The organism is Bythopirellula goksoeyrii (genome assembly GCF_008065115.1).
Taxonomy (GTDB): domain Bacteria; phylum Planctomycetota; class Planctomycetia; order Pirellulales; family Lacipirellulaceae; genus Bythopirellula; species Bythopirellula goksoeyrii.
Window position 1 is genome coordinate 6,448,549 of record NZ_CP042913.1, and the last position, 24,593, is coordinate 6,473,141.

Consider the following 24,593-nt stretch of genomic DNA (forward strand, 5'->3'; position numbering starts at 1 on the left):
ACGGCCACACCACGATGCAGCTTAGGACGATGATTTTGCAGGAGTTCGGAAGTTGATTCCTGAATTCGGCGTTTACCGCTTAGACAGGATACGTAGCCCAACAAATTTGCGTCGGCAAGTGCAACCGAAGTAGACTTGTCCTTCAGAAAAAACTCGCAGTCCGTCAAGTCGATAGTCGCTTATTGTACCGAATTCTATCTTTTCCGTCTTCGACGTCTTGGCATGCGTGGACTTTCCGGCGAGACCTCGTCCACTGCGTCAACGTCTTTAAGCGCTTTGTTTGCTTCGTCAAGACCGGCACTTAGGAGTGTCTCTAAGAGGTCTAGACCCGCTGATCGTGTATCATCGAAACGTTGAAGAGTCATTGCGATCTCGACCAAATACGGTCCGACTTCATAGGCGTTGAATTCCTGACGCCGAAGTTCATCAAAGCGAGTCTCTACTAATCTCTGCGCAAAGGCCAGAATCTCAGGTCTCAAATGAGGAAGAATATCAGTAAGTTGGCCTAATACCTCCGCTGCCAACCCTCCGCTTACCGTTTCAATCTTCTCCGTTAGCTTTTGCAAGATAGCGGACGTTTGTTCGTCAGCAGGTAACGCTACCTCGTTCCAGAATAACCGTTGAATGGCGTTCGTTGCTTCTTCATTACCGAAGCTAATTACTTTCGCGACGATACTTGAGCAGTCTTTCGGCTTGTTTAGGTCGTCCCACAAGTTTGATGCAGCGTGTGCGACTCCAACCAAGAAAGCTGGTGAGGGACTCTCGCCTTGGAACAGGTGTCTATCGAGCAGTGGCGCACCCCACTCTGACGTCTCGCCCAACAAAGCGCAAAGGGTTATCAGTTCACCCGCAGCCTGTTGATCAAACTCGTCCTCCGACGCAGTAAGACGTTCAAAGATCGCGTTGAGGAAGTCGGGGGCGAGAAACCTTGCAAGCATTGCGAGCAATCGACAACCAGACGTTTCAGACGCAAGCTGAGGGAATTTCACATACAATTTGGAAATCAGTGCTTTTCCCATTTCTTCCGAACAATACGAAGCTCGAACGAAACGAAGACTGTCGCAGAACATTCGCCACGTCTTGTAAGAGACCTCGTTGTCGAGCTGGAAGGATAGCGCGCCAATCCACCGATCACCCTGAGGATTGTTTTTGCTGAGAAGACTCTGTGTCAATGCAATGAGCGTGTAGTAAGAATTATCGGTGTCAATGATTACTGCACCTAGATTTGCCCACAGGAAGCTTTGCTCCGGCTTCCATTCTTTCCTACCGCCGTCGACAACGACCGAACGGGTCGTGTCCCATGGTTTAGCGAGCCATGATTCCAACAGAACTATGATTTCCTCAGGTAGACCATCATCATCGCAGTGTGACCGCAAAACGTCAGACGCGGCAGATCGAAACGCCTCACCTTCATCGCACGCGGAGCTGATTTCCTTGACAAGTGAGAAAACGAGTTCACGATCTTCGCTTGCCGAAAACCCTCGCAAAGTACGGTCGATATGCGTCGTCAGGCCTTTTGAGACCAGCAAACGAACGATCGCCGCAGCTCTCGACGGATTGGTTTCAGCAAGTTTGGATAACTCATCTGCTGCGGCTGGGCCCCCTCCTTGTTCCTCGAATCCACCTTCCACTTCACGCCTCTCAAATCGATCGGGTTTTGGCTTAGAGAATGCGTCAACCAATTCATCGTCGCCAGCGGTTTCCATTTCTCCTTGTTCCATTGGCGGAATGGTCTTTACCCATCCGGAATGCCCCCTTATGAGTTCCCGATCCCAATTTGGCAAGTCAGTTTTTTCGCCTTCAATGAACTGCGCGAGTGAATCGGACCGAAATTCCGGCGGGATTGCGTCAAGTAGATGGAGGCGAGATTCTCGATCCCACTCTAGCTGAGATTCGCATGGTTCGATTTCTGATTTGTATTTGCTCCATCCGCGAATTTTGTCGGTGAGTTGTTCACTATGCCCCTCCTTTAGATGAGGAAAAAGTTGAGTGATTAGCCGAACAGACTGCGATCCCTGCGTATCACCATATTGACCAACAGTAAATCGTCGATCGTCACACATAAGGTACCCGAAGACATCTTCGGTACAGGTTCTAACAGCATTCATCAATCCATCAATGAATATGCGATGCACTATGGCGTTTTCCGATTGCCAGTGTCGCCGAAACAAGCTCACGAAAGTTTCGGGATTCTCTTTTGACACGATATCGACGCATGTTTGTATCGCCGTCAGTATCGGCGACTCACGAGGATACTCTCGATCATCCAACCACCAGCAACTGCCAACATAGTGCGCCAGAGCTGACCCCTCGTATCCGTTGTGAAACTCTACGGCAGTTGCCACTAGCCATGGAGTTATCTCATTTAGGAAAACAGCAGGTGCCGCCTTCGCAATTTCTTCTAGGTCATACCATCCTTCACGTGATTCCAAAGGACTGTTGTGTCGGCTTTTTGACTCAGGCTGCTCGTTGGTCGGTGTGGAAATAACTCGCGCAGCGAGTCGCGCAGCATCCTCCGGTGCGTCGACAGACATAACTCCGACTATTGTCTCGACTTGATAGCTGCGTCCGTGGTTTTGCTTGATTCGTGTAGCTATTCGTTCGATAAGCGAAACGACTTCGGGCGTCCATATGCCGCAATGCTCCATTGCTCGCAACGTCATCCCGTCAAATTCGCTGTGTTTCGACCAGTATTCTTTAATAAGTCTGAAGGCAGCGTCCCAGTCAAATTTCCACGCGTCAATGAGCACGGAGAGCAGTGGCCATTGCTCAGTAGTAGGATCGCTCATGATGCTAGGCAGATGAGAATCCTTAAGCGCCTCAAACCAAGCTGGGTTGTTGTTTATGCCACTGAGAATCTTCAGCCGGAGTTCCTCATCGCCCAGCCAGTGGCCAATGATGGCGATTTCATGCTCGGTCGGATCGGGTTGGCGACAGAAAAAAGCGACAAGTAGAAACCTTACATGGGGGCGTGGTTGATGAGTGAGGATTGTATCGACTTCTGAAGCGTATTTCTCCTTGGCGTTGTCCCTAAGATACGTTAACACGGCCCAAATCGTCGGCCGTTTGAATATAGTTTCTTGGTGTTTCAGAACGAATTCGGACAATGAGGCATTCGCTTCGGCGAACATTCTCGCCACCGCGTACTCTTGAATGGTTTGGTGCGAGAACCTGAGTTGGTTGTTCTCGCGTTCCAGAAGCCCTGCAGAACACAACTTGGTGACGATCGCCTCATCGCCTTCCATAGCGGCCATCGGAGCCCAAATGGATTCAGTGTCTACCAGTTTCTTCGTCAGTTGATTAACAAATGCCATTTTCTCTTTTGTAGTCACGACGGCATTCCAAAACTCACCCAACATCTCAGAGTAAGTTTCAAACGTTCGGGCCCCGGAAACCGCTCTCAATTGCAGGAACATCGACAGGTGCTGTGGCGTACGGAGTAGTTCCTTTAACTTTGGTTGAATTTGATCCGCGTCAATGCCCGCGCCTCGCAGCTTTTCGCTGGCTTCGTCCCATGTCGGCAGGTCAAGCGAAAAGGTTCGCGGATTCATCCGCCGAAATCGAGGGTCGTAAGAAAAATCAAAGTTCCTGCAGGAACTGATAACGTGGACATTCGGAAGTCTGCTACATCTTGCAAGAAAAACAAGTAGATCATTCAGTCTCGACGAAGTCAGATCGACTGTACTTGCCAATGCGTCAAGCTGATCCACCAACACTACAACGGGCTCTCGCGCTGATACCGTTTGAACCAAGTCGTGAAAGGTCAGGTCGGTACCTAGCTCGTCACGTGCCCATTCGTCTAATGACTTATTGTGAGGAAACAGATCAGCCTTGATCGCGAGTAAGGCATGTCCCTTCGCGATGAATTTGTTTCCAATGCGCGCCAACAAACAAGTCTTGCCGGTTCCGGGTTTTCCCAGCAAAAGCGACACGTTGTGGTGTTGATCGAGCTCACTAAGATTGTCTTCAACACTTAGGTGAATACGCTCTTCATCGTTTAGCTCATATCGCAGTAGCCAGTCGGAGATACGCAGCATTTCAGCTCGCAAGCCTGCGAGCCCCTGAGGCTTTGTGGAATGTGTAACCGTGGCGTCCGTGTCTGGTTTTTTCGGTTCGAGTGGTTGCCTCGGTTCCAAAGTTGGTCCCCAAACATCGAGTGGCAAACTCTTCACTGTTGCAACGAAGAATGCGGCAGCAGTGTGGCACGCAAACCCGGTCCATTCAGCTCCGCGTTTGAATCCTACTATGTCACTGATACCCCTTACGCAAAGCAGGGGCAGTTGGTGATCGTGGCAGACCAAAAAGACACCACCGGCTTCCATTTCCACATATTCGATGTGGCGAGCTACTTGCTTGAATTGAGCGACGAGTGCGGCGTCTTTGACCAATGTGTTGGACGTAGCCAAACACGCGTCATGGAATTTCGGCAGTCTCCTAGCCCCGAAGTGGCGCCGAATCGACTTCAAGATTTCGTCTCGATGATCGTCTTCGCCATAAATCCGCTCGTCCGAATCCGTTTCGGGAATCTCAAGTGTGGGTTTCTCGGCCCCAAGTTTGCTGGTGGTATTCCAGTTTCCAAGTGTGCTTTCCTGACTTGGGATCCAACTCAATAAGTTCTGGACATCACGGTGAACAGGCCCGCCTCCCGTCGCATATTCACTTGTTCCACCATCAATGGCAGCTTGCACGGCAAAGTCAACGATGCGCGAGGCCAATACAACGTCACCCAAAGAGAAATCGTCGTTGGGAAAAGCACCGGCAATTCCTACTAGTACGAACCACTTGGGCTCAAGATCAATGACCATGTTATTAGCGACCTGCTGTGCTGATCCCTGGCCTTGGCCTGGAGTTCTTGCTATCGCAACATTCACCGGCTTTTTGTCGGCAGTTTCTATACTCCCGTATTCGTAGAACCAACGACCTTGCGTCACGACTTGCCGGTCCGGTACTCGGTCCAAGACGGCTTTGTACTCGTCCGGCCTAATCGTAATGACCGCGAAGTCGACTTTACCTCTTACGGCTTCGACGTTAATGGTGTCTGACATGTTTCATCAATTGGAGCTGGCTTGGGCTATCGCCAACGCTCGTGGATTAGTGGGATCTTGCTACCGAGTAGACAACCATGAGGTAATCGTAGCGCACGTTTGATTCTGATGTTTCTAGAATCGATTTGCATTTTAACGGAACAACCACATGGGTGCTAGCAACCCAACTCGCTTCAGCCCGACACTTCAATGCATCTCAGCACTGCCTCCCAAATTGCCTCGGTCAGTCAGACCATAGAATCCTGCTGAAGTTCTCAATCCCGCCTCGTCTGACACTCTGATGTCGAGTTCGATTGTGACAAATGGTAATCAGCATTAACCGTTGGCCGCGTGAGGTGTTTCGCGGTGCGGTCACTTTTATGCACAGAGGGGGGAATTAATTAAGAGCTCTAAAGAGAAAGTGGATCTAGGGGCCAGGAACTCTGTGCAACCCTTTCAGGGTAGAGGCATTTGTGGGTTTCGTACCCCAGGGTAGCAGCAAGGTTCGTGGAACTCAATTGGCGGCAACCCTGGGCTACGGTATGAAACCCCTTTGGGGTATGAAATGTGGAAGAGATTTATGAATGCTGCGTGATGAAGGGAAGTGGCGGTGGCTAGCGCTAGTCCGCGGTGGAAAGGGAAATCTGATTACGGAAGGGACGAGCGGCCGCGGAGCGGTGGGGGGAGCGTCCCGACGCGGAGCATCGGGACGAGGGGGCTGTTGAAGAAGACCGCTTTTTGGGAATTGCCGGAACTGCGCTACCGCTTGTTTTGGGCTAAGAGCCAATTCCAAAACCCCTCCCCGGCCCTGAGAGGCCGACCCTCCCGGAGGGAGGGTACTGGGATACGCGCTAGACTTCTAGGCTACCAGAAATCTCCAGCCATTCTTCTTCGAGTTTGGATAGCTCTGCAGTGATCGAGGTTAGTTGATCGTGGGCCTTCTGGGCTTCGGCGGCGTCGGTGATCGTTAGCAGGCGGTTGTTGATCTCTTTCTTCTCCTCGTCGAGTTTGGCGATTTTTCGTTCGACGCTGCGGAGTTGTTTTTGGAGTTCGCGTTCTTCTTTGCCGCCGAGGGTGCGTGAGCCGGAAGTCGTGCCGTCGGAGGGTTTGCCGCGGACGACGTGTTCGGAACGCAAGCCGGCGTCGAGTTCTTTTTGGACTCGGTAGACATAGTCCTCGAAGCTCGCTGGGTAACTGGCGACGCGGCCGTCGCGGACTTCGATGACGGCAGTGGCGACGCGCTCCATGAAGTAACGGTCGTGGCTGGTGAAGATGACCGTGCCCTGATAGCGGCACAAGGCGTCGGCCAAGGCTTCGACGGTTTCCACGTCGAGGTGGTTGCCGGGCTCGTCGAGGACCAGCACATTGTGTTGTTGCAGGAGCAGGCCGGCCAGCACCAGGCGGGCCCGTTCACCACCGCTCAGTACGTTGATCTTCTTCTCGATCATTTCTCCGCTGAAGAGAAAGCTGCCGGCGACGTCTTTGATCTGCTGCATCACCGTGCCGGGGGCGGCTTGGTGGTAGAGATAGTCTTCGACGGTCTGATTGTTGGGGAGCGTCGTGTAAACATGCTGGGCGTAGACGCCGACCTGGCAGCCGTAGCCCCACTTGAGCGAACCGGCCAGCGGATCGAGAGAGCCGCAAACGGTCCGCAAAAACGTTGTCTTGCCTTGGCCATTGTCGCCCACCACACCGACGCGGGTGCCATGTTCGATTTCGAGTTGCACGCCAGTGGCGACTTCGTTGTCGGGATAGCCGATGGCGAGTTGTTCGGTTCGCAGGGCGGTCCCCTGACGGACGTCGGACTCGGGGAAACTGAACCGCACAGTCGCTTCTTCGCCTTGCACTTCGACCAGTTCGAGTCGCTCGAGTTGTTTGGCTTTGCTGCGGGCCTGGCTGGCCGTGTTGGCGTTGGCGCGGTTTTTGTTGATGAAGGTTTCGAGTTGTTTGCGCTTGGTGAGCGTGGCGGCGTTGACGCGGAGGTCGTGTTCGCGGCGTTCGGCGAGGTTTTCCAGGTAGGAATCCACGTCGCCGGGGAACATGGTGAGCTGCCCGCGGGAGAGTTCCAGTGTCTGGGTGCAGGTCCGTTTGAGAAACGAGCGATCATGAGAGACCACCAAGCAGCCGGCGGGAAAGCTGCGCAAGAAGCCTTCGAGTAGCATCTGGGTGCGGAGGTCGAGAAAGTTGGTCGGCTCGTCGAGAATTAACAGATTGGGATCGTGTAGCAAGAGGGCGGCGAGTTTCACGCGGGTTTGCCAACCCCCGGAGAGTTGCCGCACGGGCTGGTCGAGCATCGAGTCGGGGATCTGAAATTGCCAGGCGATCTCGCCGCAGCGCCATTCCGGTTGTCCGCTGTCACGCTGGAGAAAGCCGATGACGGTTTCACCGTCGAGAAACGGGTCGTGTTGCCGCAGGTAGCCGAGTCGCAGTTTGCGGCTGCGGACGACTTCGCCGGAGTCGAGTTCTTCTTCGCCCAAGAGCACACGGCAAAGGGTACTCTTGCCGGCACCATTGCGACCGATGAGGCCGACCTTTTCGTCGTCGGGCAGCGCGCAGCTGGTGCCGTCGAGCAATTCTTGGTGGCCGTAGCGCTTGTGGGCGTTTTGAAGTTGGAGGACGACGGGCATGGGAAGGGGGCTAGGATCTGGGGACTGGGGGCTGGACAGTAGCCCTGCTGAGGTAGGCGACAATTGCTAAAACCACACAGCATACCATACAGAGCGCCGCGAACCAGTCGCCCCAACGGGCATAGAAGCTGGGATAGCGCGATGATTCCAGGGGAATCCCTATGTCCGCTAGCAGAAATTCCGGCTCCTGGCGCTCGCTGACGGCGACGATGTGGCCGAAGTTGTCGATGTGTGCTGAGAGACCACCGTTGGCGGCGATCAAAACGGGGGTGCGCATTTCGATGGCGCGGAATACGCTGCAAGCCAAGTGCATGTCGAGTTCACTGGAGCCCCAGAACCAGCCATCGTTGGTGAGATTGATCAAGACGTCTGGCCGCTCGTAATTGTTTTCGATGAGATGACGAACTTGGCTGCCGATGAGATGTGGGACGGCGGATTCATAACAGATATTGGGCGAGTAGACGAGTTCGCCGACGGTCATGGCTGCGGGACGCCTGCCCGGCTCAGCACCTCCTGACAGGGGGGTAAGGTTGTACAACGCGGGGAACCAATCGGCGAAAGGGATGAATTCGCCGAAGGGGACGAGGTGCATCTTGTCGTAGGTCGAAAGAATCTTGCCGGAGTTATCGACGAGTATCGAGGAGTTGAATCCTTGATAAGCCAGCTCGTCGGTCTCGCTAGGCATCACTTCCACGCGATCGATTCCTACCAACACGTCGCAGCCGAGCTGTTTAGTGAGTTCGGTCAAAATCTCCTGGGCAGCAGTGAAAAGCGACTCGTGAATCAGATCCGGAGAGGGTTGGTAGCCGTCCGCGGTCGTCCACAGCGTTTGCCGAAAGGCCGTTTCTGGCCAAACGACTAGATCGACATCTCGGCCATCACGCTCGCGGGAAGTTTTTACGGCATTGAGCGAGAGCTTCCAGTACTCGTCCATGATCGATTGCTGCTTGGCGGGATCGCTCTTCCAGTCGGCGAGCGTGTTGCCCTGGATGAGTGCGACGCGGTGCTGGTTCGTTGGCGACTTGCCTTGGAAGGCGAGATCCAGTTGCTTGCGGTGACCATAAGCCAGAACTGCCGTTGCCAGAGCGAGGGCAGAAACAGCGTAGACCATTTTTTTCCTGGTCGAGCTGGTGAGGATCTCGGTGACGCAAGCTGCGATGAAGACCATGAGAAAGGTGACGCCGTATTCACCCACGAGATCGGCGACTTGAATCACTTGGGGTGTGCGATACTGCGTGTGGGAAAGCGAGCCCATGAGGAAACCCGTCATCAGATGCGCTCGGAGGTAGTCGAGGCCGGTCCACACGACCGGTGCGACAATCACGAGGGGGATATGCAATCGGTGCAGCCCGGCGCGGGAGAGAGCAACGAACAGCGGGAGGTAAATTCCCAAGTAACCTGTCAGCGCTAGCCACGCAAGATAATTCAGCGGGTGGGGAAGGCGAATCCAATGGACTGCCAACAGCCAGTACACCAAACCGGCAACCCAAAGCATCCGAAAAGGACGGCGGCCCGGCAGGGTATCGGACTTGATCAACAGCAGCCAGGGAACTGGGGCAATCCATGCCAACCAACTCCACCCGACTGGCGGCAGAGCTAGCCAGCAGAGCACGCTCCCCATAATCCCCATGCCCAGCGTCGAAAGACGATTGGTGAGTTGCTCGGCACGACTACTCAAGTTATGGGGCGCGGGATTCATCCATCCCAAGCTACGAATCAAGGCCTGTTTTGAACAGAGGAAGTTCTCGCAGGTGAGCTACGAAGAAATGCATGTCAGGGCTACAATACTGCTATGGAGTCAGATTGCAAAAACCTCAAACTGGAAAGAGTAGCCCGCGAATTACGCGGATGGTCGCGGATAGTACGAGATACTTCTGGTTGTCGACTTGTTCTGATTCTTGACTGTTTCATTCCTCCTCTTCTTCCTTTATTCGCGTTTATTCGCGTGATTCGCGGGCCTTTCTTCAATCGTAATTGGTCGCAAATTTTCCGCAGGCTTGGATCTAGTTTACTCTGTTGCGTCATTCTAACTCTGAGCGGTTGTTGGGACGAGATTCACTACACCCCGAGCAATTCGCCGGCTGCCCAGTCGACCAAGCCAGAAACTGTCGAAGTTGCGCAAGTCGAGGAATCTGTGCTCGAGGGACCAACAAGCGACGAACTCTTTGGCAACGGCACAGAACCGGAGACTCTCACCGAAGAGCCAACAGAACCCCGAAAGGAGGAGAGTGTTGTCGAGAGCGAGCCTGTCGTCGCATCCCCGCTTGATGAACCGGAATTGGCAGAAGCTCCTGCGGAGCAGTCCACGGAGGAGTCAATGGAGGACCCGTTTGGCGATGAGGAAGTCGATTCACTCGATGTCGAAGACGACTTGCAGGCAGCTCCCGCTGAACTCGAATGGACAGAAGTGCTACGCCCCTCGCGGACAGCTTTGTCCGTTTGGAAGATGAGCAGCAGGTGGAGCTATGCGGCTGCGATCTATGCCAAAGGCTTGGAGGAGGAGTACTATGGAGACTCGCTGGAGCAGGCCAACTATGCGGCAGAATTGCTTGATATTGAGTTGCCTGAGTTCCCAACTCCTGAGGATGAAGAACTGCAAGCAGCAGTCATCGACTACTTGATCCAAGCAGGTCGTTCGCAATTGGCTGAGACGCTTGCCGAGGGGTATTCACCCGAATATGCCGCTTTGGCTGAGTTGGCCATCAAGTCGCACGTCCTGCTCTTGGTTTACACTCCCAAGAGCCAGCACCTGGATCCGATAGTCGCTGCAATTCGCCGGGCTGCCGAGAATTCGACGTTGCCACCCTCACTTTGGGAAGAATTGGTCAACCTCTTAGAACAGAGAGCACCCTACTCGGAAGTGAAAGCTGCCGTGCTGAAGCTTCATCAGCAGGTGGGAGATTATTTGGGTGGGTAGTGGTTTGTGGTTGGTGGTTCAAAATCACTTTACCTAGGCTTAACTCTCCTTGCTCCACTCGGAATCTAACTGCCGTAACGATTGTGACGGTTGCAATCCACCTGAAGACTTCTCCGGCATTAGTTTGCACCCTCTTTGCCACATGATCATGTGGCGTCCCTGCACCGTAACCTAAGCTTGTTCATCATTGGTTACGTCTCAACTTGAACGAACCTTCTATTTCGAGGTGTGAAAGAAAATGTCAGAACCCAATCGCAAAAAGACTTTCGTAGATCCTCAGGTGCAAGGCGCGCTGGTGCGCCGGCTCGTTATGCACTGGGTGGGGTTCTTTGCTATCGCTTCGGTGGTTGCATTTGTGTTACAGGTGTTGAGCAACCCGTTTCAACCGATTTCTGCCCATTTAGGGCAAATCTGGTGGACGCAAGGTCCCTTCCTGATTGCGGCTTTGTTTCTTCTGCCAGTGTTTATTTTCGACACGATTAAACTCAGCAACCGTTTTGCCGGACCAATCTGTCGCTTGCGGAGTACGATTCGCAGCATTGCAGACGGGAATATTCCCAAGCGAGTGAAGTTCCGCGACTTGGATTTCTGGCAAGGGCTGGCTGATGATTTCAATCTCATGGTCGATCGCCTTCGCAGTGATGGCATCTCGATTGAGGGAGATGCCAACGAAGAGACTCCTGCAGAAGTTTGACGAATCTACCAGAGAAATACCTGTCGTTGGAGAAAGATTTGATGAGTTGCATGCGTAGGAACTACAACCGACCATTACGATCCGGGGTGGCAGCAGCAGAATTTGCCGTCTGTTTCCCGGTCGTGGTATTGATAGTATTGTCAACCATTGAAGCCTGTACGATGGTGTTCTTGAAACAATCGCTCACGGTGGCCGCTTACGAAGGAGCGAGGACTGCCATTTCGCTCGATGCATCAGTCGCCGGGGTGGAGCAAAGCGCTCAACAAATACTCACTGAGCGACGCGTCCAGGGAGGTACGGTTACGATAACTCCGTCAAGACTCGACTCGGTCGATGTCGGGGAGTACGTAGAAGTCGAAGTCTCAGCCCCCGCTATGCTCAACTCCGTCGTGCCAATCTCCTTCTATCGTGGCCGCAATCTCAGCGCAACGGCCACGATGATGAAGGAGTTTTGATAGGGGTGAATAAGTGGTATCGCTGGTCGAACCGCTTTTCATTTTGCAAGACGATTATCCTTTCTATTGCCGATCGCTATTCAGGGAAACCGAACTATGAAACTATCGAACCTCAACCACAGAACGAAATGCACCGGACATCGCACCGGTGCGATGTTGGTGCTGATTGCCATCACGCTTCCGATCATGATTATCATGGCTGCGTTTGCTCTGAATGTGGCTTGGATGCAACTGGTGCGGACGGAGTTGCGTACTGCAACAGACGCATCTTCGCGCGCAGCGGCGAAAACGCTTTCCTTGCAGCAGGACGTTCCAACTGCCCGCCAAGAGGCGAAGAAAGCGGCCCGCCGCAACAGAGTGGCGAATTCACCCTTGCTAGTGCGGAATCGCGAAATTGAGTTCGGGTTTTCGCGTCAACCTTCCAGTGGGTCGCGTTTCGTTTTCAGTCCCGGTGGAGAGGTTTTGAATTCGGTACGCGTCACAGGAAATCGTACGGCGACCTCTCGGGGAGGACCTGTTGATCTGTTCTTGGGAGGAGTGCTGGGCGTAAATACTTTTGAGCCCATCGTAGCTGCTACTTCGACTCAGCTGGACCGCGATATCTGTCTGGTGGTCGACCGTTCGGGTTCGATGATGAGAAATGTGGTTGGCGGTGGTACTCCAGGTCCGAACTGTGGTCCACCTCATCCAACGTTGAGCCGTTGGGGAGGACTTAGTATAGCCGTCGCAGGGTTTGTGGATGAACTGGAGCAAACCCCTCAGCAAGAGCAATGCGCCCTGGTGAGCTACTCCAGCGACGGAAGAGAATGTGGCATCAGCTTCACCACGTCGGACATCAATGCTGACTTGGAATTCACCTATCAGCCGATTCGAGACGAAATGGCACGATTGAGCAGTCGACCGGTTAAAGGTTTTACGAATATCGCTGCCGGAATCGACGATGGGATCGACGTGCTGACCGGCCCTCGTTCCCGACCCTTCGCACTACGCTCGATTGTATTGCTGACGGACGGTATTAAGAATCGGGGAAGAGAACCAGTTCAAGCGGCCAACGATGCAGCAGCTGAGAACATCGTGATCAACGCCGTCACATTCAGTGACGAGGCCGATTTTGCTCGCATGCGAGCCGTGGCGAATGCCACCGGCGGCAAGCATTATCATGCCCCGAACGCGGCAGCGCTGGAAGCGATCTTCCGCGAGATTGCGTCTACACTTCCTGTGCTGATTACTGACTAACTCTTTGAGAACGACACCTATGAAGAATTTGAAAACCCCTTGGAAAAAAAGCCGACGGCACACTCCCGATCGCCGGGGTGCCACCGTGGTTGAATTTGCCATCGTCGCATCTGTTTTCTTTGTCGTCGTCTCGGCGTCAGTTGAATTCGTGCGGCTCAATGTGATTCGCCACACAGCGGACAATGCAGCCTATGAGGCTGCTCGAGATGCTATGGTTCCAGGCGCCACAGCGGCCGAGGCAATCGCAAAGGCCAATTCGATTCTCAATGTCGTGGGAACTCGCGGGGCGACGGTGACGATCACGCCTCCCGTCTTGAATCCCGACATCCCGGAAGTCAATGTCCGAATCGATATCCCTTTGAATCCAAACGGTTGGATCACGCCAAAATTCACCAGCGGCAAGTCTCTCACGGTGCAGTCCACGCTGCGAAAAGAGCGAGTTCCGCAGTAGTGGGACGTGCCTGCGAATGGTTTGGGAAAGAGCGCGACCGGCGGTCGCGGCTTTATGAAGGAAACGGCTAAAAAACTCCGTTCCCGCCTTGCTCGCTACTTGCCTGCACCAGTCGCTCGACCTCTTCGACACTCATGCCGCGGTCGATCATTTCACGCTTAAAATCCAATTCTTGGCGGTGACAGGCGAACTTGCGAATTTGCTTCATTGTGGACGTAATGATTCCGGTACCGAAAACAATTAGCAGCAGCAAGAGCACGAAATTGAATGGAATTGGCAGGAGATTTACGAATTCTTGGATATAGCTCATGAGAGTTATCCGGATTGCAGGTGGAACGGGAGGAATTGGGCAAATCTCTTGGAAGCCCGATGGCTACTGTTTGATTCGTTTGAGTGTAGCTGATCTTGCCAATAATCGAACAATTTCTTGATTCTTAGTGTCCTGGGCGACCGGCATTCGCAGCTCTTGTGGGACAATCCCACTGCTCAATTCTTGTGCGTTGGCTGCTTTCGGATAATTGACTTCGCGACCTAAACCATTTACTGTAAAGGTGTTGGCGAGCGTGTTCCGTTTGCTTGTGTCTTCAACTATCTGTGGAGGCGGCAAATCCCGCCTGACGTTGTCGCCATATTTTATGGGAGCAATAAATTGTCTCAGAAACCCTGGGGTGGAGTATTTGACGGGGCTACCGATCCCCGCGTAGAGAAGTTCACCGAGAGTGTGAGCTTCGACCACCGATTGTACACCCAGGATATCCGAGGCTCGATCGCCCATGCTCAGATGCTTTCAGAGGTGGGTGTGCTGACTCGCGAGGAAGTCAAGCTGATTGAGACCGGTCTGGAGGAAATTAGGGCGGAGATTGCCTCGGGCACATTCCCATTTCGCCAGGATCTTGAAGATGTCCACATGAATATCGAGAGGGCTCTGGTGGAGCGGATTGGCGACGTGGGTCGCAAACTCCATACGGGCCGTAGTCGCAACGATCAGGTGTCGACCGATTTTCGGCTCTGGATCCGTGACTCGATTGATCAAATTGATATCTTGCTCATCGATCTACAGCGATCGTTCGTAGACCGTTGTTCTCGGGACGAAGGAGTGATTCTGCCAGGTTACACTCATTTGCAACGGGCTCAACCTGTGTTGGCCAACCACTACTGGCTTGCCTACTGCGAGAAGTACGAGCGAGACCGGGCGCGGCTGGCCGACTGTCGTCGCCGAGTGAATCAACTTCCGCTGGGTACTGCTGCCTTGGCAGGTACATCGATTGCCATAGATCGGCAGTTGGTCGCCGACAAGCTCGGCTTCGAAGGGCTTGTGGCGAATAGCATGGATAGCTCCAGCGATCGGGATTTTGCCATCGAATTCGCGTTTGCCCTCACGTTGATCGCCGAGCATCTGAGTACCTGGGCTGAGGAATGGATCCTGTGGTCGACATGTGAGTTTAGTTTTCTGCGCGTTCCGCAGGCCTATTGCACCGGTTCGTCGATCATGCCACAGAAAATCAATCCCGATGTCTTAGAGCTAACACGCGGGAAAACGGCGCGCGTGGTGGGCAATTTGCAAGCGCTCTTGGTGCTTGTGAAAGGTCTACCCCTGGCATACAACCGCGACCTGCAGGAAGACAAAGAGCGAGTATTTGATTCTGTCGACACAGTGAGTGCGTGCCTGGAATTGGCAGCAGCGGTCGTGGCTGGTGCCGAGTTGAATCGAGAGGCCATCTCCTCTCGACTGGAACACGGGTATCTCGACGCGACAACGCTGATGGAATTTCTCATCGGGGAAGGAGTCCCCCAGCGGTCGGCGCACGAAATCATCGGTCGGCTGGTAGGCAGTGCGATGAAGCAAGGCGTGCCGCTGGCCAAATTGTCGCTCGACGAATTCCAACTCGCTCATGCCGCTCTCAATGAAGAAGTCTTTGAAGTGCTGGGGGTGGAACATGCGATATCGGCCTTTAAAAGCGTGGGATCAACCTCGCCGGAGAGAGTTTCGGAGCAAGTCGCTTTATGGCGCGAGCGACTAGGAAGCGTAAACAACTAAGAGGAATCTGCCACGGATTATCGCAATCCAAATCAACGACTACTGACATGCAACTTTGAATTTGACTGGGTTAACTAGAGACATGAAAACTTTCGATCGAATCCACGACTATCTGGTCACAGCGCGTCATTTCGTGGCGTACTGCTTGCTCTGCGTATTTATGTGCAGCAACACATTCGCCCAGGACGAGACGGCAAGCGAGACTCAGGCCAGTCCTTCTGCGCACAGTCCGGCGGTTGCCGCTGTACTTGATATGCCGCGCGACACTCCCGCCGATGCCATGGAGGCGGTTATGACGCTGATCGACTTGAACGCGTGGGACGCTGCCACGGAAGTCTTCAAGCCAATCGCTGCAGAGAAGCTTTCTCCGGAGGAGATGGCTGTGATCGCCCATCGCTTGGGGACTGCGCGGTTGTTGTCGCTGGCTGGTACGGCAGGAGAAAAGCAAATTCCTGGAGCTCGAGTCTTTGCCCAAAAGTGCTTGGCGGCTGCGGAAAAACTGGCTCGATCTCCCGATAATCTGCAGGAACTAATCACAGAGTTGGGTTCCGATTCCGCTGAAACTCGGCAGGCGGCTCGGCACGATCTGGCTGTGATTGGCACCCCTGCCGCCGCGGCTTGTCTGCATGCTTTGGCTACCGCAACAGATAAAGACACCCGGGCTGAATTGATGTTGGCATTGACAGGAATGCGGCCACTTGTGAATCCGCTTGTTGTGGCGGCGCTGGTTGATGGCAAGGGACAATTTCGCCGCGACGTCGCCGAACTCGCGGGGCACTTGCAACTGGTAGAAGCAGTTCCCTGGTTGGCAACCTTAGCAGCTGGAAGCGATGAAAATCCCGAAGTGATAGCCGCTGCCCAAGGCGCACTGTTGAAGCTGGGTCTTTCGCTCCCCAACCAATATGACGCCCTGGCGGTAGTAAAACGTGCTATCGAACGCCTGGATACCGGGATCCCCACGGATGAGATCTCACGTGATTCTGACCTCTGGTGGTCCTATGATCCCGAAAAGAAAGTTGTTTCGAGCAGGGAATTCTCGCCTGCCTTGCTACGAAGCCTGGCGCATACTCGACTGACCCAAAACTATTTAGTGCTTGTCTCTGCTTCGTCGGAAGATCGACAATTGGCAATTCTCTCGGCTATTGAGACCGCCCATTTATTGGATCAGGCACCTCCCAACGAAATCCTAGAATTGGCCAAGGGGCTTTCTGTGGAGCAGCTTAGCTCCATGCTTGCTTTGTCGATGAAATCAAATCGTGGGGCTGCAGCAGTTACCATTTGTGAAATGTTGGGAGAACGTGGTGATCATGGGGCCCTAACTTCCTTCGATGGGCTACCCACTCCGCTAGCCCGCGCGGTGAACGATCCGAACCCCGAAGTTCAATTCGCCGCCCTGGCGGCGATCATGAAAATCAATCCTCAGCAATCGTTTGCGGGTGCAGGTGCTGTTCCGGCGGCTTTATGGCGATTCGCGGCGGGATCTGGCACACCTCAAGCTGTCGCAGGGGCACCTACGGCAGCCCATGCAGAAGATTGGGCTGGCGGATTACGGGGGCTGGGCTTTGACGCGATCCCCGTGTTCACTGGTATTGATGTGGTTCGAACGGCACTGGAATCCCCCCGACTGGAACTGGTGCTCGTCGACAGCAACATTGGTAAGCCACTCATTCGCGAAGTGGTTTATCAGCTTCGCACCCACTCGCGGCTAGCACATGTCCCTATCGCAGTTCTCACAGGCAGCGAAGATATGGCATTAGGCGCAGAATTGGCTGGGGTGGACGATCATCTCCTGAGCGTATCTCGCCCCCACGGTGCGGAGGCCATGAAATCACTTGTCGATCGACTCGCCGTGCTTGCTGACAATCATTACACGGCCGAGGCACGTACACAGAAAGCCACACAAGCCCTCGAGTGGATTGCCGAGCTCATGAGAGATGGTGGACCGTATGACGAGATGCTCCGCAATTCGGACGACTTGGAGCGGACGCTCTTTCAGAATGAACTTTCTCAAGCATCGCTTGGCGCACTAGCTGCCGCAGGTACCGCCGGTAGCCAACAGGCACTCGCTGATTTTGCCAGCCTTCCCAGCCAACCTCTTGAACTTCGTCGTCAGGCCGCAAAAGCCTTCGCCGATAGCTTCGAACAATTTGGCTGTCTGCTAACTGCCGACCAGATCGCTGCGCAATATGACCGCTACAACGCCAGTGAATCGGCCGATGCCGAGACGCAACAAGTACTGAGTGAAGTGCTCGACACGATTGAGAAAAAGAAGAAGAGCGAAGATATCAGCAAATAAGCAGGTGCGTGCTGAAAACTCAAGTGGCCGCTAACTATGCCCCCTCTCACCGATAGCCTTGACCTCACCGCTAACCCGGGCCCCTTGCGGGGCATAATCGGCTCGGGACCCGCAATGACTGAGGTGTATCGAGTGACCAAGCAGGTGGCCCAGTCGCAGGCTTCCGTGCTGCTTCTAGGGGAAACGGGTACCGGCAAGGAATTGATTGCCCACGCAATCCATGAACTTAGCAAGCGCCGTGAACGCTCCTTCGTCCGCGTTAACTGCGGAGCCTTAAGCGAAAACTTGCTCGAGAGCGAACTGTTTGGACATGTCCGAGGTGCCTTCACGGGGGCGATCGACAATCGCACCGGCCGCTTTGAGGCAGCCCATAAGGGGACGATTTTTCTCGACGAAATCAATTCCACGACACCACATTTGCAGGTCAAACTACTGCGAGTCTTGCAGGAACGAGAATTTGAGCGAGTCGGCGATACCAAGACACTGCAGGTGGATTGTCGCGTGATCGCGGCCAGCAATCGGGATTTGCTTTCTCTAGCGGAAGAAGGCAAATTTCGCGAGGATTTGTACTACCGCCTCAATGTCGTGCCGATTTATCTTCCCCCTCTACGGGAGCGTCCCGAGGACGTTCCGGAACTCGTCACGCACTTCCTGAACATCTACAATGAACAAAACGACCGGTACGTTGTCCACATCGATGGCCGAGCTATGGAAGCCATGCAGAAGTACGAATGGCCCGGCAATGTGCGAGAGTTACAAAACTATGTGGAACGTGCTGTTGTGATGGCTCAGGGGGACGAGCTTACTGTCGACCTCTTGCCATCCATCGTGGTAACAGGCAGGGCTCCTCGAGCATTGGGAAATCGGCCCATGGATTTCCAGTCCTTGACCGAGGAGTTGGTCCAAGTGGGGGTCGACGGGGCCGACGATAAAGCAGAGGACCTACATAGCCGGATTGTGGACCGTGTCGAGCGGGAAGTCATCTCCCAGGTGATGACGAGTTGTGACAATGTGCAGATCAAAGCGGCCGCCCGCCTGGGGATCAACCGCAACACGTTGCATAAGAAACTGAAACAATACGATTTGGAGGTGGACGGGTAGGTTACCAGCTTGGCAAATACAAAAGCCGTTTGGAAGTTTCCAACACGTAACCATTGAATACTTAGCCATCACCCCATGGACTCCGGCATCAATATCGTCTGTTTCTCTGCAAGCTACGCCGTGGCGCTTGTGCTCGAGTTTGCGCGGCTGTGGGTTAAAATTCCCTACAATCGGCTTCTGGAGATTGCAGCGGTTGGTGCGGGGTTGGTAGCGCAAACGTGGTATCTAGGGAGGCGCGTTGCTGAGCATCCTGCAGCTCCACTTTCAAGTCAGCAGGACTGGTTTCTACTGGCTGCCTGGGTGTTGGCCGTGGTGTATCTTGCTGCCAAGTTTTACTATCCCGGCAAGTCGCTTGGCCTGTTTCAGCTTCCCGGCGTATTGGCGCTGGTAGGTGCTTCAACGCTGGCATCGACCCGGCCGCTGGCCCCGGAAGAGGCGCCACGGGTGTGGGGGCTGGCTCACGGCTTGTTTCTGCTCTTAGGAACGGTCGCTGTGATGGTAGGTTTTTTCGCGGGGATCATGTACCTGCTGCATAGCCGCCGGCTGAAGCGTAAGCTGCCATCTCCTGCCGGATTTCGCCTCCCTAGCTTGGAATGGCTCGAACGGGCTAATGGGAGATCGCTGGGGATTGCAACCCTGATGATGGGTGGGGGACTGCTCACAGGGGTGATCGCGCACCTGGCGCAACAGGGATCGACTCGCAATTTTTACTGGAGCGATCCGGTGGTAGTGAGTCTCACGGCGATGACCGTGTGGCTGTTAGCCTGCGAGGTTTTTCGCATGATCTATCCTGCTGCCAGGCGGGGGCGCAAGGTCGCCTATCTGACCGTTGCCGCGTTTGTGTTTCTGATGTTTGTTCTGGCCGCGGTAGTATGGGGTGATCGGTTTCACAGTCAGTCGGCCGATAGGTCCCAAAACAATGGTAAGACGGTCTATTGCCTGGGCGAACTTCCTACCGGAGGTCTCGCATGAAACTCCGCATGGTGGGATGCAGTCATCATCAGGCCGGACTCGATATTCGGCAACGATTGGCGTTTGACGGTACACAAGCCTCCAGAGCACTCTCGCAGTGGCAAAACGACTTGCCCGAGATGGAGTTGGTATTACTCTCGACCTGTAATCGGGTTGAACTCTACGCAGCGGGATCCCAAGAAGCACCGCGAACGGACGAGCTTGTCGCGGCACTGGCTCACTTTCATCATCTTGCACCTGAAGATCTCTCAAATCGGATCATTTCGCTCACCGACCAGCAAGTTGCTTCTCACCTGCTGCGGGTTGCGGCGAGCCTCGACAGCATGGTCGTCGGCGAACCGCAGATCCTCGCACAAGTGAAACAAGCGTTTCAGATCGCCCAGGCCCAGCACGTTGCAGGCCCGCGGCTGCACGATCTCTTCCAAGCTGCCCTGCGGACTGCCAAGCGAGTCACGGGGGAAACAGCACTGCATCGGCATCGAGTGAGTATCCCTAGTGTGGCAATTGCTGACTTGGCCAACTGCGTGTTCGAATCATTCGACGGCAAACACGTCCTGGTGGCGGGGGCGGGGGATATGGCCGATGAGACACTTCGCTATTTGCGAGAAGTTGGCAAGCCGCAGATTCATGTCGTCAATCGCAGCGAGGAGCGTGGCCATGAACTCGCCGACCAATGGCAAGGAACCTACCACCCTTGGGATGAACTGGCAGATCAACTCGCCCTGGCAGATATGGCGATAAGCACCACTAGCGCCTCCGAGCCCATCGTTAGCGCTGCTCAATTCAAGGAGCGGATTGCTCCTCGTCGACAGCAACGGCCATTGGTAATCCTCGATCTAGCAGTGCCACGCGATTTCGATCCCGCAATCAGCCGTGAACTAGGGGTCTATCTGTACTGCATTGACGATCTTCAACAAGCGTGTGACCGCAATCGGGCAGCGCGGGCGGCAGAACTTCCTGCTGCCGAGGAAATTGTCCGCGAGGAAACTGCACGGTTTGTAGCCGATGCCCACCTGCGTGCGACTGCCCCAGTAATCACCGGATTAAGGGAAGGTCTACATCGTCCTAAAGAAGCGGAACTCGAACGTCTGTTCCACAAGTTGCCTGAATTGGACGATCAATCGCGTGAGGAAATTCGTCAGTTTGCGGACCGGCTGGTCAATAAGCTACTGCATCCCCCGTTAGAATCACTCCGCGATGCATCACGCAATGGCACCCATCATGGGCTACTGGATGCGCTGCGACGATTGTTCAAGTTGGAAGACTGAATCTTTAGCCGTCCCCATGGCAGAACCAGAGACGCCGTGTGCCGCGTTGCAGCACGGCTAGCAGCCGCTACTCGTCTTCTTCGTCCTCGTACTCATATTCGAATTCCTCGTCGGCTTCGAGGTCATCGTCTTCGTATTCTTCATCTTCCTCATCGACGTCGGCGTCTACATCTTCGTCGACCTCTTCCCACTCATCTTCGTCGTACTCTTCTTCGACTTCTTCCTCTGCATCGGGATCCTCTTCCTCGTCGTCCTCTTCGTACTCGTATTCGTACTCGTATTCTTCTTCGTCGGCATCCTCGTCGTCGACATCTTCGTCTTCGTATTCGTCGTCGTCAAAATTAAACATCGGGTTCAAGTAACGATCCAAGAGACCAAAGCGGTCCTCACCGAATAGATCTGAGACACTCGCTGTCTCGGCGAACGCAGTCGATTTTGAGGAATCAATAAGCTGCACGATTTTGCTCCTTCAACTTCTCATGATTCTGAAGATTTGAAATGCTTTGCTTTTAATTTGTTACGTAAAATGAATCGGGTCCAAGTGTAGTCATGCCAACCACAATAGGTCAACAAAAAATGAACGAAAACCCAGAATTGGACGTTATGGCGGGTGGAGGCAATTTCTGCAAGATTATCCTGCGACCCCCACGCCCTGTATTTGATCGATCGCAGGGAGTTGTTCCAAGCGGCGAAGCCCAAAAACTCGCAAGAAATTCTTGGTTGTGCCATACAGGAAAGGTCGTCCCAAGTCTTCGGAACGCCCGACAATACGCAATAAATCGCGTTCCATCAATACTTTCAGGATTTCTCCGCATTGGACTCCCCGAATGGCCTCGACTTCCGCTCGGACGACCGGCTGTCGATAGGCCACAACCGCCAAGGTCTCTAATGCCGGAGGAGAAAGCCGCATTTCCTCGCCTTCTCCGTGCAAACGCCGCAGCCAATCCGCCACGGCTGGTCGTGTGAGTAGCTGAACCCCTCCCGCGACCTCGACCACTTGGATGGCACTCGTACGCTCATCGTACTTTTTGGCCAAAGACTTGAGCAGCGTACGCGCCTCCGTTCCATCGGCAAGTCTGGCTAGCTTCGCCAGTTTTCTTGTCGAAAGCGGCTCGCGAGAGATAAAAAGGACGGCTTCGAGTCGAGCTATCTTGGCTTGATCGTCGTCTAGGGAACTCGGGTCACTGGTGTTCCCGGCTTCCCTGGAAACCTGCGAAAGCCGGAAAATCGGTGTCGGAGGGTACTCGCTGCCCGTGAGAACCGTTTGATACCGCGTCGCCGTGCTGCCTAGCAACCATCCCAAGGGACCTGAACGGGTTCTCATGGCAATCGATCTCCTAAGACCATGGGGCAAACTCAGCGCCACTGCGTGGAAGAGTGGCCGGCGTCGAGCTTGATATTTTGCCAGGAAGTCACTTCTCCGACGATTTGCCGAACTGCCGCAACCGGATCGGCATCGATAGCATCAAATTCGCGAGACATGAGGCCCTCATTACCGAAGGGAATCGAACAATGAAACCGATAGAGATTTCCCTCGGTGCCCCAATGGGCCAGGGAATAATCGGCTGCACCCAGTTTGCGAAGGAGGGAGAAATGGGGTTCTAGCTGGCTCGCGAGATCGTCGGACGCAGACACTTTGGCCTCCGGTGATGGAAGCGTTGCTGAAACCAAGGAGATCGGAGAGGAGGCGGGGATAGTAGATTCGGTTTTCGGTGCGTCGTACTGAAATCGGACGGCTTCGTCGCCTTGATCTCGAACTGGCGCTTCGCTAAAGCGGGGTGCCACTTTGGCTTGGTCCCAAGCCTGTTTGGCTTGAATTGGTTGCTGCCAGCCCAAGGCATCCCGAGCGACATCAACGAAGCGATTGACCACTTTCTGGGCGCCGGTGGGGAGCGGGCCGTAATAGATCCAGGCGGCTGGTAGACCTACCAATGTTAAGAGCATCACGCTGGCACGAAAAAAAACCGTCATGGCAACTCATCCTTAAGTGCAAACCGAGAACAGGAGAACGCGCGTATCCATTCGGCGATCCTGGGTCGGCAATCGTAGTCCCTAGGGAAAACTGGCGGCAATGGCAGAATATGGGCTACTGCTAGCAAGTGCCGTAAGGCCACAGGCAACCTCTCAGTAGGAGGCCGGAACCGCGCTATCGCTTGTACTGCCCTACGAACTCCGTTCCAGGCAAGGCAAGATGTCGTATATTGCAGGAATGAGCGAATCGATTTATCTCGATAATAACGCCACCACGCCGATGCTGCCGGAGGTAGCGGACGCGATTCACGAAGCGTCACTGCGCTATGGGGCGAATCCTGCGAGCCAGCACCGCGCGGGGCAGGAGGCACGGCGAGCATTGGAGAATGCCAGGGAGCGGATTGCTGAGTTGCTCGGGGGCAAGACTTCGGGCATGGATGCGGATCGGCTGATTTTCACGAGCGGGGGTACCGAAGCGAATAATTTGGCACTACTAGGGGTACTCGGCGGGCTCTCGCCGGGGCATTTGATTACTTCGGCGATTGAGCATCCAGCAGTACTAGGGCCAATTGAGCAACTGGAGCGGCAAGGGTGGCGAGTGACTCGCATTGGGGCAGATGGCAATGGAGTCGTGCTGGTCGACCAGCTACGTGATGCTATCTGTGCTGAGACGCATTTGGTAAGCGTCATGGCAGCAAACAATGAAACCGGGGTGTTGCAGCCGATTGATGAGATTGCGGAACTGTGTGCTTCGCACGCAGTAGCATTGCATACGGATGCCGCACAGTTGGTCGGCAAGCTGCCGGTAAACTTTTCCGAGCGCCGACTTACGGCATTGAGCTGCGCGGCACATAAGTTTCATGGGCCGGTGGGAATCGGCTTATTATTGGTGCGGCACGATGTGCAGATCACGCCGCAACTCTGGGGCGGGCATCAGCAGGCGGGATTACGGCCTGGCACGGAAACGGTTGCATTGGCCATGGGGATGCAAGTTGCTTTGGAAGTTTGGCATGATGCAGCGAATGCACGGCTTGAGCGGATGCAGAAGTTTCAGACTCGTTTCGAAGAGCAGATTGTGGCAGAGATTCCTTCTGCGACGACTATCGGGCGACTGGCTCCAAGGCTCCCAAGTACGTCGACGGTCGCATTTTCTGAGGTCGATCGGCAGGCATTTTTTCTTGCTTTGGATCATGCGGGGGTTGCATGTTCGACGGGGTCGGCGTGTGCTAGCGGGTCGAGTGAACCCTCTCCGGCACTGATGGCAATGGGGCTCCAAAAAGTGCTCGTGGAGTCCGCTTTGCGCTTCAGTTGGGGGGCAACGACAAAGGCTGAGGAGATCGACGAGGCTTGTCGACGTATCATTAAGGTGCACAACCACTTACGGCGCTGAACAAAGTGGCATAAAATCATCTGCGCTACTCCCGGTTAGCGGGCAAATCGGATAGAATTAGGGTTCGTTTTTTAGAACCCTTAAATCGGTGGCAATGGGGCCTGTTTCCCTGCTATTCGGTTTGCCAAAACACCGCCTAATCTGGACGGAGCC

Annotated in this window: 18 protein-coding genes; 11 read left to right on the forward strand and 7 right to left on the reverse strand. The window is 54.3% G+C overall.

What is annotated here, in order from left to right:
- Positions 1-194: 194 nt before the first annotated feature.
- The 3 genes from Pr1d_RS25570 to lnt all read right to left on the reverse strand — a co-directional run bounded on the left by Pr1d_RS25570 (position 195) and on the right by lnt (position 9,350).
- Positions 195-5,045, reverse strand: coding sequence for a phosphorylase family protein (locus Pr1d_RS25570; RefSeq protein WP_148076185.1), 4,851 nt, complete (start codon positions 5,043-5,045; stop codon positions 195-197).
- Positions 5,046-5,875: 830 nt separating this feature from the next.
- A complete protein-coding gene (locus tag Pr1d_RS25575; protein WP_148076186.1) occupies positions 5,876-7,651 on the reverse strand; it encodes an ABC-F family ATP-binding cassette domain-containing protein in 1,776 nt (591 codons plus the stop codon).
- Positions 7,652-7,661: 10 nt separating this feature from the next.
- Complete coding sequence (lnt, locus tag Pr1d_RS25580; RefSeq protein ID WP_148076187.1) at positions 7,662-9,350, reverse strand: apolipoprotein N-acyltransferase; 1,689 nt, start codon at positions 9,348-9,350, stop codon at positions 7,662-7,664.
- Between the two features lie 435 nt (positions 9,351-9,785).
- Between lnt and Pr1d_RS25585 the strand changes: the two genes are divergently transcribed.
- From Pr1d_RS25585 to Pr1d_RS25605, 5 genes are all read left to right on the forward strand, one after another.
- Positions 9,786-10,568 (forward strand): hypothetical protein, encoded by a 783-nt coding sequence (locus tag Pr1d_RS25585; protein ID WP_148076188.1) that lies wholly within the window; start codon positions 9,786-9,788, stop codon positions 10,566-10,568.
- Positions 10,569-10,806: 238 nt separating this feature from the next.
- Entirely contained in the window at positions 10,807-11,262 is a 456-nt protein-coding gene (locus tag Pr1d_RS25590; RefSeq protein ID WP_148076189.1) for a methyl-accepting chemotaxis protein, read from the forward strand.
- 41 nt (positions 11,263-11,303) lie between these two features.
- Positions 11,304-11,717: a TadE family protein gene (locus tag Pr1d_RS25595; RefSeq protein WP_148076190.1), complete on the forward strand. Its 414-nt coding sequence runs from the start codon at positions 11,304-11,306 to the stop codon at positions 11,715-11,717.
- Between the two features lie 96 nt (positions 11,718-11,813).
- Positions 11,814-12,953, forward strand: coding sequence for a VWA domain-containing protein (locus Pr1d_RS25600; protein ID WP_148076191.1), 1,140 nt, complete (start codon positions 11,814-11,816; stop codon positions 12,951-12,953).
- 19 nt (positions 12,954-12,972) lie between these two features.
- A complete protein-coding gene (locus Pr1d_RS25605) occupies positions 12,973-13,404 on the forward strand; it encodes a TadE/TadG family type IV pilus assembly protein (RefSeq protein WP_148076192.1) in 432 nt (143 codons plus the stop codon).
- A 67-nt stretch (positions 13,405-13,471) separates the two neighbouring features.
- Here the strand turns inward: Pr1d_RS25605 and Pr1d_RS25610 are convergent, their stop codons facing one another.
- Positions 13,472-13,714, reverse strand: coding sequence for a hypothetical protein (locus tag Pr1d_RS25610; RefSeq protein WP_148076193.1), 243 nt, complete (start codon positions 13,712-13,714; stop codon positions 13,472-13,474).
- A 339-nt stretch (positions 13,715-14,053) separates the two neighbouring features.
- Between Pr1d_RS25610 and argH the strand changes: the two genes are divergently transcribed.
- The 5 genes from argH to hemA all read left to right on the forward strand — a co-directional run bounded on the left by argH (position 14,054) and on the right by hemA (position 21,079).
- Entirely contained in the window at positions 14,054-15,442 is a 1,389-nt protein-coding gene (gene argH, locus Pr1d_RS25615) for an argininosuccinate lyase (RefSeq protein ID WP_148076194.1), read from the forward strand.
- A gap of 82 nt (positions 15,443-15,524) precedes the next feature.
- The gene (locus Pr1d_RS25620; protein ID WP_148076195.1) at positions 15,525-17,738 is read left to right on the forward strand and encodes a hypothetical protein; all 2,214 of its coding nucleotides are present in this window, start codon (positions 15,525-15,527) and stop codon (positions 17,736-17,738) included.
- A gap of 114 nt (positions 17,739-17,852) precedes the next feature.
- Positions 17,853-18,839 carry a sigma-54 interaction domain-containing protein gene (locus tag Pr1d_RS25625; protein ID WP_238476741.1) on the forward strand — a complete coding sequence of 329 codons (987 nt, stop codon included), beginning with the start codon at positions 17,853-17,855 and terminating at the stop codon, positions 18,837-18,839.
- A gap of 75 nt (positions 18,840-18,914) precedes the next feature.
- A complete protein-coding gene (gene ccsA / locus Pr1d_RS25630; RefSeq protein ID WP_148076197.1) occupies positions 18,915-19,811 on the forward strand; it encodes a cytochrome c biogenesis protein CcsA in 897 nt (298 codons plus the stop codon).
- Positions 19,808-21,079 (forward strand): glutamyl-tRNA reductase, encoded by a 1,272-nt coding sequence (gene hemA / locus Pr1d_RS25635; protein WP_148076198.1) that lies wholly within the window; start codon positions 19,808-19,810, stop codon positions 21,077-21,079. The genes ccsA and hemA overlap by 4 nt, the downstream gene beginning before the upstream one ends.
- A gap of 67 nt (positions 21,080-21,146) precedes the next feature.
- Here the strand turns inward: hemA and Pr1d_RS25930 are convergent, their stop codons facing one another.
- The 3 genes from Pr1d_RS25930 to Pr1d_RS25650 form a co-directional block, all read right to left on the reverse strand.
- Positions 21,147-21,536 (reverse strand): hypothetical protein, encoded by a 390-nt coding sequence (locus Pr1d_RS25930; protein WP_168205488.1) that lies wholly within the window; start codon positions 21,534-21,536, stop codon positions 21,147-21,149.
- Between the two features lie 174 nt (positions 21,537-21,710).
- A complete protein-coding gene (gene scpB / locus Pr1d_RS25645; protein ID WP_238476596.1) occupies positions 21,711-22,403 on the reverse strand; it encodes an SMC-Scp complex subunit ScpB in 693 nt (230 codons plus the stop codon).
- Positions 22,404-22,435: 32 nt separating this feature from the next.
- Positions 22,436-23,050, reverse strand: coding sequence for a hypothetical protein (locus Pr1d_RS25650; RefSeq protein WP_148076199.1), 615 nt, complete (start codon positions 23,048-23,050; stop codon positions 22,436-22,438).
- A gap of 220 nt (positions 23,051-23,270) precedes the next feature.
- On the opposite strand from Pr1d_RS25650, the gene Pr1d_RS25655 reads away from it, so the two are divergent.
- Positions 23,271-24,440, forward strand: a complete 1,170-nt coding sequence (locus Pr1d_RS25655; RefSeq protein WP_148076200.1) for a cysteine desulfurase family protein — start codon at positions 23,271-23,273, stop codon at positions 24,438-24,440.
- Positions 24,441-24,593: the final 153 nt, after the last annotated feature.